This is a genomic window from Pseudomonas sp. 3B-A001-10F (assembly GCF_056313565.1).
Window position 1 is genome coordinate 275,087 of record NZ_JBQYFW010000003.1, and the last position, 14,196, is coordinate 289,282.

General features: G+C 59.9%; 16 protein-coding genes. 9 read left to right on the forward strand and 7 right to left on the reverse strand.

All coding sequences use genetic code 11. From position 1 onward, the window contains the following. Nucleotides 1–390 precede the first annotated feature (390 nt). From AC0ZWN_RS05340 to AC0ZWN_RS05355, 4 genes are all read left to right on the forward strand, one after another. Nucleotides 391–2,040, forward strand: coding sequence for a phosphoethanolamine transferase (locus AC0ZWN_RS05340; RefSeq protein WP_258709400.1), 1,650 nt, complete (start codon nt 391–393; stop codon nt 2,038–2,040). Between the two features lie 163 nt (nt 2,041–2,203). After that, the gene (gene rnd / locus AC0ZWN_RS05345) at nt 2,204–3,337 is read left to right on the forward strand and encodes a ribonuclease D (protein ID WP_093438244.1); all 1,134 of its coding nucleotides are present in this window, start codon (nt 2,204–2,206) and stop codon (nt 3,335–3,337) included. After that, a complete protein-coding gene (locus AC0ZWN_RS05350; protein ID WP_194933713.1) occupies nt 3,334–3,627 on the forward strand; it encodes a YcgL domain-containing protein in 294 nt (97 codons plus the stop codon). Before rnd ends, AC0ZWN_RS05350 begins: the two co-directional genes overlap by 4 nt. A 104-nt stretch (nt 3,628–3,731) precedes the next feature. Then, a complete protein-coding gene (locus AC0ZWN_RS05355; RefSeq protein WP_034153168.1) occupies nt 3,732–4,664 on the forward strand; it encodes a D-2-hydroxyacid dehydrogenase in 933 nt (310 codons plus the stop codon). A 58-nt stretch (nt 4,665–4,722) separates the two neighbouring features. Here AC0ZWN_RS05355 and AC0ZWN_RS05360 read toward each other — a convergent pair whose 3' ends face one another. Then, nucleotides 4,723–5,316: a nitroreductase family protein gene (locus tag AC0ZWN_RS05360; protein ID WP_116028869.1), complete on the reverse strand. Its 594-nt coding sequence runs from the start codon at nt 5,314–5,316 to the stop codon at nt 4,723–4,725. Nucleotides 5,317–5,595: 279 nt separating this feature from the next. Here AC0ZWN_RS05360 and AC0ZWN_RS05365 point away from each other — a divergent pair, with 279 nt between their 5' ends. Together AC0ZWN_RS05365 and AC0ZWN_RS05370 are read left to right on the forward strand one after the other, a co-directional pair. Then, nucleotides 5,596–6,045 carry a YcgN family cysteine cluster protein gene (locus tag AC0ZWN_RS05365; RefSeq protein ID WP_093438229.1) on the forward strand — a complete coding sequence of 150 codons (450 nt, stop codon included), beginning with the start codon at nt 5,596–5,598 and terminating at the stop codon, nt 6,043–6,045. Between the two features lie 35 nt (nt 6,046–6,080). Next, nucleotides 6,081–7,310 (forward strand): hypothetical protein, encoded by a 1,230-nt coding sequence (locus tag AC0ZWN_RS05370; RefSeq protein ID WP_099758267.1) that lies wholly within the window; start codon nt 6,081–6,083, stop codon nt 7,308–7,310. Nucleotides 7,311–7,413: 103 nt separating this feature from the next. Here the strand turns inward: AC0ZWN_RS05370 and AC0ZWN_RS05375 are convergent, their stop codons facing one another. The 4 genes from AC0ZWN_RS05375 to AC0ZWN_RS05390 form a co-directional block, all read right to left on the reverse strand. After that, entirely contained in the window at nt 7,414–7,791 is a 378-nt protein-coding gene (locus tag AC0ZWN_RS05375) for a YgaP family membrane protein (RefSeq protein ID WP_093438222.1), read from the reverse strand. A gap of 81 nt (nt 7,792–7,872) precedes the next feature. Continuing rightward, nucleotides 7,873–8,343, reverse strand: a complete 471-nt coding sequence (locus AC0ZWN_RS05380; protein WP_007911337.1) for an RNA methyltransferase — start codon at nt 8,341–8,343, stop codon at nt 7,873–7,875. A gap of 192 nt (nt 8,344–8,535) precedes the next feature. Then, entirely contained in the window at nt 8,536–8,907 is a 372-nt protein-coding gene (locus AC0ZWN_RS05385; protein ID WP_007911336.1) for a YajD family HNH nuclease, read from the reverse strand. 48 nt (nt 8,908–8,955) lie between these two features. After that, complete coding sequence (locus AC0ZWN_RS05390; protein WP_476334306.1) at nt 8,956–9,642, reverse strand: spermidine synthase; 687 nt, start codon at nt 9,640–9,642, stop codon at nt 8,956–8,958. Nucleotides 9,643–9,721: 79 nt separating this feature from the next. Between AC0ZWN_RS05390 and AC0ZWN_RS05395 the strand changes: the two genes are divergently transcribed. Continuing rightward, nucleotides 9,722–10,006: a hypothetical protein gene (locus AC0ZWN_RS05395; RefSeq protein WP_095049256.1), complete on the forward strand. Its 285-nt coding sequence runs from the start codon at nt 9,722–9,724 to the stop codon at nt 10,004–10,006. Here AC0ZWN_RS05395 and AC0ZWN_RS05400 read toward each other — a convergent pair. Continuing rightward, nucleotides 10,003–10,476 carry a cyclic nucleotide-binding domain-containing protein gene (locus tag AC0ZWN_RS05400; RefSeq protein WP_034153174.1) on the reverse strand — a complete coding sequence of 158 codons (474 nt, stop codon included), beginning with the start codon at nt 10,474–10,476 and terminating at the stop codon, nt 10,003–10,005. The genes AC0ZWN_RS05395 and AC0ZWN_RS05400 overlap by 4 nt on opposite strands. 129 nt (nt 10,477–10,605) lie before the next feature. Next, nucleotides 10,606–12,660 (reverse strand): S9 family peptidase, encoded by a 2,055-nt coding sequence (locus AC0ZWN_RS05405; RefSeq protein ID WP_320337379.1) that lies wholly within the window; start codon nt 12,658–12,660, stop codon nt 10,606–10,608. 237 nt (nt 12,661–12,897) lie between these two features. Between AC0ZWN_RS05405 and AC0ZWN_RS05410 the strand changes: the two genes are divergently transcribed. Then, on the forward strand, nt 12,898–13,395 hold the full coding sequence (locus AC0ZWN_RS05410; RefSeq protein ID WP_034153176.1) for a hypothetical protein: 498 nt from the start codon (nt 12,898–12,900) through the stop codon (nt 13,393–13,395). Between the two features lie 15 nt (nt 13,396–13,410). Next, nucleotides 13,411–14,187, forward strand: a complete 777-nt coding sequence (locus AC0ZWN_RS05415; RefSeq protein ID WP_257357432.1) for a class II glutamine amidotransferase — start codon at nt 13,411–13,413, stop codon at nt 14,185–14,187. The last annotated feature ends 9 nt before the right edge of the window (nt 14,188–14,196 follow it).

The window sequence follows — 14,196 nt, forward strand, 5'->3', positions numbered from 1 at the left end:
GATTAAGCGCGGAGCGGTCTAGTCCGGGCAAACCAGAAAACCCGCTGCTGTATTTAAAAAGTCGATAACACCGCCATCCCTTGTGGGAGCGAGCCTGCTCGCGAAAGCGGATTGTCTGCCACCGAAAATATTGGATGTGCCGGTCTCTTCGCGAGCAGGCTCGCTCCCACAATAAACAGCCGTGCTGTTTTTTCTGAATCAAACCTGAACCATTCTCAAATACTTCACAAGTTTCATCGGATTGCCAACAGCCAACTAATCGTTAGCGTCTTTTTCACAAAAAATTGATGGTTGCCTGCTTAAAGTTTCTCGTGCCTTAGTTAATGAAATTTTCACAATTGAAATTTCTTTCATGGACCGAGGCTCTTCTTTTCAGGAATCGCCCTTTCTATGTTGAAGTTAAAAGCCGTGCGCCCGGAATGGGTGACGTTAATTGCCAGTGCCTTTCTTTTAATCGGCTGCAATTTTGTCCTTTGGCAGCACCTGTTCGAGATCACCGCCGCCGATGGCAAGGGCATCGCCATGCGTGTGGCGTTCGGGGTGATGATTCTCGCGGCATTCAATATCGTGCTGACGGTCCTCGCCTTCCGTCCGCTGCTCAAGCCGCTGTTGACCGTGATATTTCTGATCAGCGCCGGCGTGGCTTACTTCATGAGTCAATATGGCGTCATGATCGATGCCGGCATGTTGCGCAACTTTGCCGAAACCAATGCAACGGAAGTGCGTGATCTGCTCTCGTTGAAGTTGTTTGCTTATATTCTACTGCTCGGTGTATTACCGTCGTGGTTGTTGTGGAAAGTTCCAGTCAACTATCGTCGTTGGCATCGTGAGTTAATCAGCAAAGTTATTGTCGGTGTTGCTTCTGTGGCGGTGATTGGTGGGGTGGCGCTGGCCAACTATCAAGGCTTGTCATCGCTGTTTCGCAATCACCACGAAATTCGCCTGATGCTGGTTCCGAGTAATTACATCGGTGCTTCGGCGGGTTATCTACGTGAGCAAGTAGTCTCGGCGCGGCAGCCATTCATCAAGATCGGCGAGGACGCCGAGCGCAATCCGGATGTGAAGCTTCAACCGCGTAAATCCCTGACCGTGCTGGTGGTGGGTGAAAGTGCCCGGGCGGAGAACTTCGGCATCCTCGGCTATGACCGTGACACCACGCCGACACTCGATAAGGAAGCCGGGCTGATCGCCTTCACTGACGTGCATTCCTGCGGAACGGAAACGGCTGTTTCGGTGCCGTGCATGTTCTCCAACATGGGCCGCAAGGATTATGACGCCAGCAAGGCGAAGAATGAGGAAGGCCTGCTCGATGTGCTCAAACGTGCCGGTATCGATGTGATCTGGCGTGACAACCAGTCCGGTTGCAAAGGCACTTGCGACCGGGTCACCCTGCAAGATGTCAGCAACCTGAAAGACCCGGCGCTGTGTGCCAACAGCGAGTGCCGCGACGAAATCCTCCTGCAAGGTCTGCAAAGTTTTATCGACCATCTGGACAAGGACACCGTGCTGGTTTTGCACCAGATGGGCAGTCACGGCCCGGAATACTTCAAGCGTTATCCGAAGGAATACGAGCACTTCACCCCGGTGTGTGAAAGTAACGCGCTGAACAATTGCAGCCGCGAAAGTATCGTCAACGGTTACGACAACACGTTGGTGTATACCGACCATGTGTTGTCGAGCCTGATCGATGTATTGCGCAGCAATCAGGACAAAGTCGATACCGCGATGTTGTACCTGTCGGACCACGGTGAGTCGCTGGGCGAGTACAACTTGTTCCTGCACGGTACGCCTTACATGTTGGCGCCAGAGCAACAAAAGCATGTAGCGATGCTGGCGTGGTTCTCCGATAACTATCAGAAGGCCTATTCGGTCGACACGCATTGCTTGCAAATGAGCCGTGACAAACCGCTGAGCCAGGACAACCTGTTCCACTCGATGCTTGGCCTGCTCGAGGTCAGGAGCAAGGTCTATCAGCCGGGTCTGGACATGTTTGCCGGTTGCCGAGGTGCGGTGATCGACGGCGTACTCGCCAAGGACTGAGGCCAATCGGCTCCGTCGTTCTGATACGACGGGGCTTTCTGCTTCTTTTGTCAGACTATTCTTGCTCTCTGGCAGGACATTTCGTTACAGCTCTTGCCCTTCACAGGCGCGTAAATCGCCAGTGGCGATATATACTGCGCGCCATTCTTCAAGGGAGAGCCGTGTGGCCATCGATATTCACTGGATTCGCGACAACGAAAGCCTCGCGCAGTTTTGCGCCGAGTGGCAGCAGCTGCCGTTCGTTGCCCTCGACACCGAATTCATGCGGGTCGACACCTTCTACCCGATTGCCGGCCTGTTGCAGGTGGGCGACGGCAAACGCGCCTACTTGATCGATCCGCTGACCATCAATGCCTGGCAACCGCTGGCTGCGTTGCTGGAAAACCCGGCGGTACTCAAAGTCCTGCACGCCTGCAGCGAAGACCTCGAAGTGCTGTTGCGCCTGACCGGCAGCCTGCCGGCCCCGATGTTCGACACGCAACTGGCCGCCGCTTACCTGAACCTCGGTTTTTCGATGGGCTATTCGCGACTGGTGCAGGAAGTGCTCGGCATTGAACTGCCGAAGGGCGAGACCCGTTCCGACTGGTTGCAGCGTCCGTTGTCCGAGACGCAAATCAGCTACGCCGCCGAAGATGCCGTGCATCTGGCGGAGGTTTTCGTACAGCTGCGACCGAAACTGTCTGACGACAAATTCGCCTGGGTGCTGGAGGACGGCGCTGAACTGGTCGCCAACCTGCGCCGTGAAACCGACCCGTACGAGGTCTATCGCGAGGCCAAACTGGCGTGGAAACTCTCCCGTGCGCAACTGGCGGTTCTGCGTGAACTGTGCGCCTGGCGGGAAAAGGAAGCCCGCGCCCGCGATCTGCCGCGCAACCGCATCGTCCGCGAGCATTCGCTGTGGCCGCTGGCCCGCACGCAACCGGACAACCTCGCGGCGCTGGGCAAGATCGAAGACATGCACCCGCGTACCGTGCGTCAGGACGGCCAATTTCTGCTTGATCTGATCAAGCGCTCTGGCAGTGTGGGGCCTGATCAATGGCCGCCCGCCGTAGCGGAGCCCTTGCCGATTGAAGCCGCCGCGTTGATCAAACAATTGCGCGCATTGGGCCAGGCTGAGGCCGAGCGTCTGGGCATTGCCCCGGAACTGATGCTGCGCAAGAAAACCCTCGAAGCCCTGGTCAAAAGTGGCTACCCCGAGGGTCCTTACCAATTGCCTGAGTCGTTGCGTGGCTGGCGCCGCGAACTCATGGGCCAGAAGCTGCTCGACAGCCTGGCCACCGCCGGAGAACAGCCTTGAAACGTATTTGTTCCATCTACCAAAGCTCCAAGCGCAGCGGCATGTACCTTTATGTGCTCAAAAGTGATGCGCTGGAGCGTGTGCCGGAAGCGCTGATGCTGGCGTTCGGCAAAGCGAAGCATTCCTTCGACCTGGTGCTGTCGCCTGAGCGCAAACTGGCCAGCGAGGACATCGTCGTGGTCCTGGAAAACCTCGACAAGCAGGGCTACCACCTGCAAATGCCGCCGGCCGAGGACGAGTACATCGAGCACTTGCCCGAAGAGTTGCTGCGACGCAACGACCCGGTCTGATCTGCGCGGCTCTGTTCTGAGTCTCGGTTTACCCTGGAACTGTTTTTACCGCGATGGCCGGCTTAATCCGGCGGCCGTCTGCACGGTTTGCGAAAGGTTTGAAGATGCGCGTTCTGATTGCCGAACACGACCACGCGATATACGCCCGGCTGCTGCGTCAGGCAGCACCCGAGCTTGAAGTACTGACCAGCGGTGATTCCGCCGAGCTGGCCCGTCAAGCCGCCGATTGTCCGGTGTGGCTGGGGCAGCCGGATTTGCTCGCGACTCTGTTGCGCCAGGGGCACCAGCCACAATGGCTGCAATCGACCTGGGCCGGTATCACACCCTTGCTCGCTGACGGCTTGCGCCGCGATTACCGTTTGACCCGTGCAGTGGGGATTTTCGGTCAGGTGATGGCCGAGTATGTGCTGACCTACATTCTTGGCCATGAGCGCGAAGTGCTGGCGCGACTGGTCAGCCAGGTCGAGCGTAAATGGGACAACCGCAGCGGCCAGAGCCTGGTCGGGCGCAAAGTGCTGATCGTCGGCACCGGCGATATCGGCCAGAGCGTCGCGCAGTTTCTGCTGCCGTTCGGCATTGAGCTGTACGGGATTGCCAGCAGCGCCCGTGAGCAGGCGCCGTTTGTCGAGGTCGGTTCGATGGCTGATCTGCCGCGACTGGTGGGTGAAGTGGATTACGTGGTCAATCTGCTGCCGAACACCGAACACACCCACGATATCTACGACGCGGCGCTGTTCAAGCAATTCAAGCCAACCGGGTTGTTCATCAATGCCGGGCGCGGTGTCGCGGTGGTCGATGCCGACCTGGTGGAAGCGTTGAAGGAAGGCCATCTGGCGGGGGCGGTGATCGACGTTTGCCGTCAGGAGCCACTGCCGCAACGCCATCCATTCTGGACTGCTTGGGGCTTGCTGCTGACCGGGCACAGTTCGGCGCCGACGTCACCGGCGTTGATGGTGCAGCTGTTTGTCGAGAACCTGAAGGCGTATCAAGCGGGTGAAGCGTTGCGCGGGGAAGTGGATTTCAACCGCGGATATTGATCTCCTTGCTTCAGATCGTTCCCACGCTCCGCGTGGGAACGATCATTTGCGGTGTGGCTTAGAGGGTGAAGTCGCCTTCGGCCGCCAGTTCATTCAGCGGACGGCGCGGGCTCGGCTCTTCACGGGCCTGCAGGTATTCAGCCAGCGTTGCCTTGTCACCGAGCTTGCCGACGGCAACGGCCGCATGCAGCGCATAACCTTCAGGAATGTTCAGCTCCTTGCGCGTCAGTTCCTGATCGAACCCGGCCATGCCGTGGGTGTGCCAGCCACTGATGCTTGCTTGCAGCGCCAGATGGCCCCACGCCGAGCCGGTGTCGAAGGTATGCCACAGCGCCGGGGTTTCTTCAGTGGCGCCTGGTGCAGTGAAGGTGGTTTTCGAAATCACGATTACCAATGCCGAGGCATGCTGCGCCCAGCTACGGTTGAACTCGTTGAGCAGACCCAGATAACGCTCCCAGTTTGGCGTATCGCGACGCGCATAGAGGAAACGCCAAGGCTGCGAGTTGTACGCCGAGGGCGCCCAGCGTGCGGCTTCGAAGAAGCTCAGCAGGGTTTCTTCCGGAATCGCCTCGCCTGTGAAGGCGCGCGGCGACCAGCGGTCGGTGAATTGCGGGTGAATGGCGTAATCGGCAACGCGTGGATTGGCACTCATCAAGAGATTCCTTGCTACGTTTGAGTCAGGGATTTGAATGAAAACCCGGCGGGATCAGTTGCGCTGAGCGATGGGGTTTTCCGAGCCTGAGGGTTCACCACAATGCAACGCGGTCGAGCGTTAATGGCTTGCGGGCAAGGCTCCTTGCGACTGGCAAAGCTACGCGCCGCCACAAAAACTGACAAGCCCCGCGCAACCGGCAGTCGCCGGCGCTTGGCCCACAAGGCCTTGGGCACTAGACTGGCGGCCTTTTCACCACCTGATGTTGATGCTTGAGCCATGGCCGCCAAAGTCGAACCGTTCTGGAAACGCAAAACCCTCGATCAACTCGATCACCAGGAATGGGAATCGCTGTGCGACGGCTGTGGTCTGTGCTGCCTGCAAAAGCTTGAGGATGAGGAAGACAACAGCGTTTATTACACGCGCATTGCCTGCAAACTGCTGGACCTGAAAACCTGCCAGTGCAGCGATTATCCGAACCGCATCAAGTTTGTCCCGGACTGCATCCAGCTCACCCCGGGGCAGGCCGAAGAGTTCAAATGGCTGCCGCCGACCTGCGGTTATCGACTGGTCAGCGAGGGCAAGGATCTACCGTTGTGGCACCATCTGGTCTGCGGCGATCGCGACGCGGTGCACCACGAGCGGATTTCCCAGTCCGGGCGCATGCTCGCCGAAGGCAGCGTGCCGGAGGATGACTGGGAAGATCACCTGATTTTCCGCGCGGGCTGAATACCTGCTGATTCAAGCTTTACCAAGGAGTGCGTATGGCTGTCGGATTGCAGCGAGCGTTGATGATGGCGCTGCTGGCGCTGAGCGCCCCGGTGTGGGCGGCGAAGAAAGTCGATCTGGATTATCACGTGCGCCTGTTGCCGCAAAGCGATCAGGCCGAGGTGCGCCTGACCCTGGGCAAAGGCGAGGCGGTGCGCAGTCTCGATTTCGACCTTGGCGACGGCAGCCATTACAGCGACTTCAAGGCAGACGGCCAATGGCTGCTGACCCCGGGCAAAAACGCCCGGGGCGTCTGGCGCCCGACCAGTGACAAGGCCAGCCTGACTTACCGCGTGCGCATCAGCCACGGACGCAAGAACGGCAGTTTCGACACCCGCATGACCCCCAGCTGGGCATTGATGCGTGGCGATGAACTGGTGCCGCCAGCCAAACTCGATCAGCAGGACGGCACCGAACTGGTCGCGCGCCTGCAATTCGAATTGCCCGATGGCTGGAAAAGTATCGAAACCGCCTGGCCGCGTATCGGCAAGAACAAATTCCGCATCGACAACCCGTCACGCCTGTTTGATCGTCCGACGGGCTGGATGCTCGCCGGCCATCTCGGCAGCCGCCGTACGCGCCTGGGCGAAACCGAAGTCACCGTGGCTTCGCCGCAAGGGCAGGGCATGCGCCGGATGGACGTGCTGACCCTGCTTACGTTCGTCTGGCCGCAGGTGCAGGCGGTTTATCCACGCCATCCGGCTAAACTGTTGATCGTCGGTGCCAATGACCCGATGTGGCGCGGCAGCCTCGGCGCACATGAATCCATCTACGTGAACACGCGATTGCCGCTGGTCAGCGAAAGCGGCAGCAGTGCGCTGGTGCGCGAGCTGGCGCAGGTGTTCGGGCGGATTAACGACGAGCAGCGCAGCGACTGGATCAGCGAGGGTTTTGCCGAGTATTACGCCATTGAACTGGTGCGCCGTGCCGGCGGCATGAGCGATGAACGTTATCAGGCGCTACAGACGAAGCTGGCCAGGGACGGCCAGAAAGTCACGACGTTGCGCGGCGAGCAGATCAGCCCGGCGCAAGTGGCGAAAGCGGTGGTGGTGTTGCAGGAGCTGGATGGCGAGATTCGCCTGAAGACGCGCAACAAGCGTTCGCTGGATGATGTGTTGCGTGGGGCGATGCATCTGGGGACGGTGAGTACCAAGGAGTTTGTGCAGCTGGCCGAGAGCGTGCTCGGCGAGTCCTCCAAAGTCCTTGATACCGTGTTGCTTCAGTAATACCGCTTTCGCGAGCAGGCTCGCTCCCACAGGGAAATGCATTGCAAAAGGTGGGAGCGAGCCTGCTCGCGAAGGGGTCATTAGCCCCACCGCAACTCTTGGATCAAACCCCGGCTTTCGGCGACTTCACCGAATCATTGCCGGTCACGGTGGCGGTGCTGGTCGCCGCCTCGGCATTGGCTTTCAGCTTGCTCAACTCTTCCCCGGCCCGTTCGATCTTCGCCCGCACATTGTTCATGTCCTGACGACTCTTCTCGATCAGGCTTTTCATCGAGCTGTGCCCGGTAATCCCGCGCGCCATGGCCACGCCGCCAATCGCCACCTGAATCAAACCGAACACACCGCCACGGCGCAGGCCCTTGCCGACCATGATCACGCCGCCCGCCAGCGAGCCGATGCGCTCCCAGCCTTCGACGTTCTGCTCGGAACGGCTCTGGAACGGGGTGGATTCGATACGTTCGACACGTTTGAGCTCGGTCATGATCTTTCTCCAGGCAATGAGTAATGGATAAACAAGCTGACTGCCGGAGCGGTCAGCTCGTTCCATCGGATCTGCGATGTTTCAGCGGAATTTGGGCCCGGAGCGGGTGTTCAAGCCCTTGGCCATGCGGTCGTAAAGCACGACGTTGACCGTGGCGGCGAGGTTCATGCAGCCGGTGGTCGGGATGTACACGACGTCTTCGCACCAGTCGCGGATCTCTTTGTCCAGCGAACCGTCTTCGGGGCCGAAGATATACAGGGCGCGATCCGGGTGGGTGTATTCCGGCAGCGGGCGGGCGCCTTCGACCAGTTCCACGGCGACGGGCACGCAGTTGAGCGGGAGGATCTTTTTCAGGTCATCGATGCCGATCAGCGGGATGTCGTAGTGCACGCGTTTGGTGTCGGTGACGAAGTCGGCGGCGCGTTCATAACGCTTGCCGGTGTAGAACACCGACGCCACGCCGTAGCAGCCTGCGGCGCGCATCACCGAACCGACGTTTTCCGGTGATTTGGGGTTATACAAACCAATGCAGCTGTACCGTTTGTCTGCCACGAGCGGGGTGCCTTCGGGAAAAAGAGCGCGATTATACGGGGATTGAACGGTTGTGGTCAGATCATGGAATGGCGGTGCCTGAGCGGCCGCCTTCGCGAGCAAGCTCGCTCCCACACTGGATCGGTGTCATACACAAAACCACTGTGGGAGCGAGCTTGCTCGTGAAGGGGCCAGTCAGGCCAATGAAGAACTTTAATCTTCTTTCTTCATGAGGCCGGCGAGGGCAGCAAACGGGTTATGCGTCGCCTTGGCGATCTTCGGCGTGCTCAGCGAGCCTTCGCTGAAATACTGCTGGTCGGTATAGCGCGAGTGTTCGTTGTCGTGGCAATACAGGCACAACAGCTCCCAGTTCGAGCCGTCCTGCGGGTTGTTGTCGTGGTTGTGGTCGCGGTGGTGCACGGTCAGTTCGCTCAGGCGCTTGCCGGAAAACTCACGGGTACAGCGGCCACAGACGTGCGGGTACATCTTCAGGGCTTTGTCGCGGTAGCCCATTTCCTTGTCGCGCTGGTTGTCGGCGAGGATGCGATCCAGCTTCGACGTGTTGGTTGGGGTGGACGAACTCATGGGTTCACCTTTGTAAAAGACTGATGACGGTTATACGCAGAGTTTAGCTCAGCCCTTGAGCTTCTCGGCAATCCAGATCGTGTGGCGCGTGCCCTTGTTGCCGTGGGCGAAGACCTGGACTTCTTCGGCCTTGAAACCGGCCTTCTTCAATTTGTCGGAAAACAGCCGGTCGGCGCTGGCCGACCACACTGCGAGCACGCCTTTCGGGCGCAGGGCTTTGGCGCAGGCATTCAGACCAGCGGCGGAGTACAGCCAGCTGTTGGCTTTCTGGGTCAGGCCTTCGGGGCCGTTGTCGACGTCGAGCATGATTGCGTCGAAACCGTTCGGCTCACTTTGCAGCACCTTGGCCACGTCTTCCTGACGGATCAGCGTGCGCGGATCCAGCAGCGGACGGCCGGACTTTTCGCCGAGCGGGCCACGGTTCCATTCGACCACGCCGGGCACCAGTTCAGCGACCACCACTTCGGCAGTCTTGCCCAGATGCTTGAGCGCGGAGGCGAGGGTGAACCCCATGCCCAGACCGCCGATCAGCACCCGCGAATTCGGCCGGCCAGCGACCTTGCGGCACGGAATTTCGGCCAGCGCATCTTCGGAACCGTGCGTGCGCGTGTTCATCAATTGTCCGCCGTCGCCGCCCTGGATCTTGATGACAAAATCCTCGCCATACTCGAACAGGCACAGGGCACCGCCGCTTTCAGGGATCGGGGTGGTGTCGAGCAGAACGAAACGTTTCATGGAAATCTCTACAAGGGGGAAGGCAAGCAGGCCCGTTGGGAGTAGCCTGAGCGCAGACTAAGGCCAAACGGAGCCCTTGATGAAGCGCACCATTCTAACGGTCATTGCCCTGGCCGCGCTCTCGATTACTGCAGTGCAGGCGCAGCAGGTCGTTCCAGTCAGTCCGGCGCCGCAACCCGGCTCGCCCGGCACCGCTACACCGACACCGTATCCGCAGATCACGCCGATCAATATTCCCAAGTCTGGCGCTGGCAGTGGCAGCCCGCCGCTGGTGCCGATTGAAATGCCCAGTCCGCCGAGCAAGGATCAATCGGTGCCGGGTATCGAGCCGAGTGGCACCAAGGCGAAATCCCCGGGGGGTTAAACCTGTTGCGCCGCCAGTTGGCCGTCGGCCATGCGCAGGCGTTTCGACAGAGAGACGGCGAGGGCGCGGATGATTTTCGCGGCAATCTTCGGCGCGTCGTTGAGCATTTTTTCCAGTGAGTCTTTGCCGAGGTTCAATAGCTGACAGTTCGTCGCCGCCACGCACGTTGCCGAGCGCCGTTCGCCATCGAGCACGGCCATCTCGCCGAACGCCCGACCACTGCGCAGGGTAGCCATGGTGATGACTTGGCCATCGGGCCCGGTTTTCTGCACGGCCACCTGGCCGGTGTGGAGGATGCACATGAAACTGCCGGCATCGCCCTCGCGGAAAATCGCTTCGCCTTCAGCCACGGTACTGATGCTGAAGTAGCCGGAAGCGGCCGCAAAGTCGGCCAACTGCAATTGATCGAACAGGCCGCAGTCCATCAGCCAGTCGCGGATTTCGTTGTTCAGGAAGGTCGGTTCTGACATGTCGTCACGGTCTTTTTGTTTTCACTGTTTCAGGCTTCACACGGTCCCCCTGTAGGAGCTGCCGAAGGGGTGTGTGGGGTATCGGCCTCTTGGGTCTGCAATTAAGACCCAAGTGACCAACGGAGTTCCTCAGGCCAGCCCCAAAACCTTGAAAACAAATGCGTATTCGAGCGCTACGTCACGTAATCCCTGATAACGCCCGCTCATCCCGCCATGCCCGGCGCCCAATTCAGTCTTGAGCAGCAGCACGTTGTCGTCGGTTTTGGATGCGCGCAGTTTCGCCACCCACTTGGCCGCTTCCCAGTACTGCACGCGGCTGTCGTTGTAACCGGCGATCACCAGCGTCGCTGGATAATCCTGCGCACTGACGTTTTCGTACGGCGCATAAGCCTTGATCCGCTCGTAAACCTCCGGCTCTTCGGGATTGCCCCACTCGTCGTACTCGGTAACGGTCAGCGGCAGTTCCGGGTCGAGCATGGTATTGAGCACATCGACGAACGGCACTTCAGCAATTGCCACGCCGAACAGATCCGGACGCTGGTTGAGCACCGCGCCAATCAGCAAACCACCCGCGCTGCCGCCGCTGATCGCCAGTTTATCGGCCGTGGTAATGCCGTTGAGGATCAGAAACTCGGCGCAGGCAATGAAGTCGCTGAAGGTGTTGTGCTTGTGTTCCTGCTTGCCGGCGCGATACCAGGCCTCGCCCAATTCACCGCCGCCGCGCACATGCGCAATCGCGAAGGCCATGCCACGATCCAGCAGACTCAGGCGGGCGTGGGAGAACCACGGATCAAGGCTCGAACCGTAAGCGCCGTAACCGTAGAGATACAGCGGCACGGCTTTGCCAACCATGTCGCGCTTCATCACCAGGCTGATCGGCACTTGCGTACCGTCCGGCGCAGTCGCCCACAAGCGCTGGCTGACGTAGGCATCGGCGTCGAACGGGCCGAGCACCGGGGTTTCTTTCAACACTGCTTGTTCGCCGCTGGCGAGGATCAGTTGGCGAACTTGCGCCGGACGGTTCAACGCCTCGTAGCGCAGGCGAATGCGGTCGCTCTCGAACTCCAGGCTGTTTTGCACATAGAGACTGTAGGCCGCGTCCGGCAATTGCACGCGATACGGCGCCAGACCGTGTGGGTGAACTTCTATGATCGGCAGGCCGCCCTCGCGCAGGCTCAGGGTCATGGCCTCGGTGTTGAGGCTGACGCCATCGAGCATCACCGTATCGCTGTGGGGGATCAGGTTCTGCCAGTCGGCTTCGGTCGGCGCGGTGCCGCTGTCCGGTGCCTGATACAGCGCGTAGTTGATGCCGTCACGGTTGGTGCGGATAAACCATGTCCACACGCCATTGAGCAGGCCGTGATCGACATCATATTCATGATCCTCGACCCGCGGCGCCAGGCAAGTGAACGGCAGGTGCGGCTGGTTGGCGTCGAGCGCCCAGACTTCGCTGGTGGTCTTGCTGCCCAGCGACAACAGCAGTTGCTGCTCGGAGCTGGAACGGTAGCAATGCAGGAAGAAGCGCCCGTCCGGCTCGTGGAAAACTTCTTCGGCAGCGGTGCCGTCGAGGCGGTAACGGAACAGCTTGTGTGGACGATGGGTGTCGTCGAGTACGCCGAAGAACAGGGTCAGGCTGTCGTTGGCCCAGGTCATGCTGCCGTCGCAGTCTTCGAATTCCAGTTCGCTGACTTTGTCGTTGGCCAGTTCCTTGACAAACAACGTGTAAATCTCATCGCCCGAGGCATCAACGCTGTAGGCCAGACGCTGGTGATCCGGGCTGATACTGAATGCACCCAGCGAGAAGAAACCGCCGTTGGCCAGTACATTCGGGTCGAGCAGCAGTTGTTCGCGACTTTCATCGAGGCTCAGGCTGTCGTCCGCCGGGCGTGGGCAGCGGTAGTGCCGGGCGTATTCATCGCCCGCTGTGGTGCGCGTGTAGTACAGGTACGGACCCCAAGGCGAGGGCAGGGACAGGTCGGTTTCCAGAATCCTGCCCTTGATCTCTTCGAACAGACTTTCACGCAGCTCGGCCTGATCGGCGGTTTGCGCTTCCTGGTAGGCGTTTTCGGCCTTGAGGTAATCGAGTACCGCGTCGGTGTCGCGCTCCTGCAGCCAGGCATACGGGTCGGCACCGGGCGCCTTGTGGGCAATCGGGGCACTGAGGACGTTGGCGGATTCGGGCATGAAAGGTTCTCGGACAATTTACGGAATAAGGGTTTTCGCGGATCTTGAAACCGCCGCAGACCCCTGTGGGAGCGAGCTTGCTCGCGAAGGCGTCGTGTCAGATGACATTTGTTTCACTGACCCACCGCTTTCGCGAGCAAGCTCGCTCCCACGGGGTTTGCTGCTGGCCGTCTGGTATTGGGACAAGCCGCACGGGCGAAAAGTCGTTACTATAAGCGCCTCTTTGCCTGCCTTGCCATGGACACCATGACCGAGAACGACTATCTGATCGCCTGGGGCCTCTACGCCTTTGCTGCTGTGGGCTGCCTGTTGGTATGGATGCGCCTGACCACCTGGATGTGGCGCTGGTTGCGCGAACCGCTGCGCGTCTTGATGGCCGTGTTGCTGTTCAGCCCGACCATCATTGATCCGGTGAAAGCCAAAGTTGCGCCGTCCATCGCCATTACTGCGCTGGATCTGGCCTTCAAGGTCGGCAACAACGCCTGGCGAGCGATCTCCGATCTGTTCATGTACAGCATGATCGCTTTCGGCATCTACCTGATCTTTGTGCTGATCCGCTTTCCGATCGAACGGGCTTCCCGTGCGCGTCGTGAACAGGCAGAGGCCGCCAAAGCAGCTGCCCGCGCTGATGACCGCGACGACGATCAGCCGTTTGGCGGCGCCGGCGATGACCGCTATGGCCGTCCACCTCTGCCAAACAATCCGCAGCGTATGCGGGTCGAGCCGCGCCTGTAACCCGAGAGTCCGCACATGTGTGAATTACTGGGCATGAGTGCCAACGTGCCGACCGATATCGTGTTCAGCTTCACCGGCCTGATGCAGCGCGGCGGCCGCACCGGCCCGCACCGCGACGGCTGGGGCATTGCCTTCTATGAAGGCCGTGGCTTGCGCCTGTTTCAGGACCCGGCGGCGAGTTGCGAGTCGGAAGTCGCCAATCTGGTGCAGCGCTATCCGATCAAGAGTGAAGTGGTCATCGGCCACATCCGCCAGGCCAATGTCGGCAAGGTCTGCCTGTCCAACACCCACCCGTTCGTCCGTGAACTGTGGGGACGCAACTGGTGCTTTGCGCACAACGGCCAGCTCGCCGATTTCACCCCGATCAAAAGCTTCTACCGGCCGGTCGGCGATACCGACAGCGAAGCGGCTTTCTGCGATTTGCTTAACCGCGTGCGTGCAGCATTCCCGGAGCCGGTCGATATAGAAGCGCTGTTGCCGGATCTGGTCGCTGCGTGCGCCGAATATCGCAGCAAAGGCGTGTTCAACTGCCTGCTCAGCGATGGCGACTGGCTGTTCTGCTTTTGCTCGACCAAACTCGCCCAGATCACCCGCCGCGCCCCGTTCGGCCCGGCGCGCCTGAAAGATGTCGACGTGATCGTCGATTTCCAGGCGGAAACCACGCCCAACGACGTGGTCACCGTGATCGCCACCGAGCCTTTGACCGAAAACGAAACCTGGACCCGCTACGAACCGGGCCAATGGAGCCTGTGGCGACGCGGCGAATGCGTCAGTCAGGGCAAGACCGAATAAGGATTGCAC

Excerpts from the sequence above, each read along its gene's own strand:
- AC0ZWN_RS05405 (WP_320337379.1), bottom strand. The coding sequence starts at position 12,660 with ATGCCCGAATCCGCCAACGTCCTCAGTGCCCCGATTGCCCACAAGGCG.
- AC0ZWN_RS05375 (WP_093438222.1), bottom strand. The coding sequence starts at position 7,791 with ATGACCGAGCTCAAACGTGTCGAACGTATCGAATCCACCCCGTTCCAG.
- AC0ZWN_RS05360 (WP_116028869.1), bottom strand. The coding sequence starts at position 5,316 with ATGAGTGCCAATCCACGCGTTGCCGATTACGCCATTCACCCGCAATTC.
- AC0ZWN_RS05355 (WP_034153168.1), top strand. The coding sequence starts at position 3,732 with ATGCGCGTTCTGATTGCCGAACACGACCACGCGATATACGCCCGGCTG.
- AC0ZWN_RS05390 (WP_476334306.1), bottom strand. The coding sequence starts at position 9,642 with ATGAAACGTTTCGTTCTGCTCGACACCACCCCGATCCCTGAAAGCGGC.
- AC0ZWN_RS05340 (WP_258709400.1), top strand. The coding sequence starts at position 391 with ATGTTGAAGTTAAAAGCCGTGCGCCCGGAATGGGTGACGTTAATTGCC.
- AC0ZWN_RS05365 (WP_093438229.1), top strand. The coding sequence starts at position 5,596 with ATGGCCGCCAAAGTCGAACCGTTCTGGAAACGCAAAACCCTCGATCAA.
- AC0ZWN_RS05415 (WP_257357432.1), top strand. The coding sequence starts at position 13,411 with ATGTGTGAATTACTGGGCATGAGTGCCAACGTGCCGACCGATATCGTG.
- AC0ZWN_RS05400 (WP_034153174.1), bottom strand. The coding sequence starts at position 10,476 with ATGTCAGAACCGACCTTCCTGAACAACGAAATCCGCGACTGGCTGATG.
- AC0ZWN_RS05410 (WP_034153176.1), top strand. The coding sequence starts at position 12,898 with ATGGACACCATGACCGAGAACGACTATCTGATCGCCTGGGGCCTCTAC.
- AC0ZWN_RS05385 (WP_007911336.1), bottom strand. The coding sequence starts at position 8,907 with ATGAGTTCGTCCACCCCAACCAACACGTCGAAGCTGGATCGCATCCTC.
- AC0ZWN_RS05370 (WP_099758267.1), top strand. The coding sequence starts at position 6,081 with ATGGCTGTCGGATTGCAGCGAGCGTTGATGATGGCGCTGCTGGCGCTG.
- AC0ZWN_RS05395 (WP_095049256.1), top strand. The coding sequence starts at position 9,722 with ATGAAGCGCACCATTCTAACGGTCATTGCCCTGGCCGCGCTCTCGATT.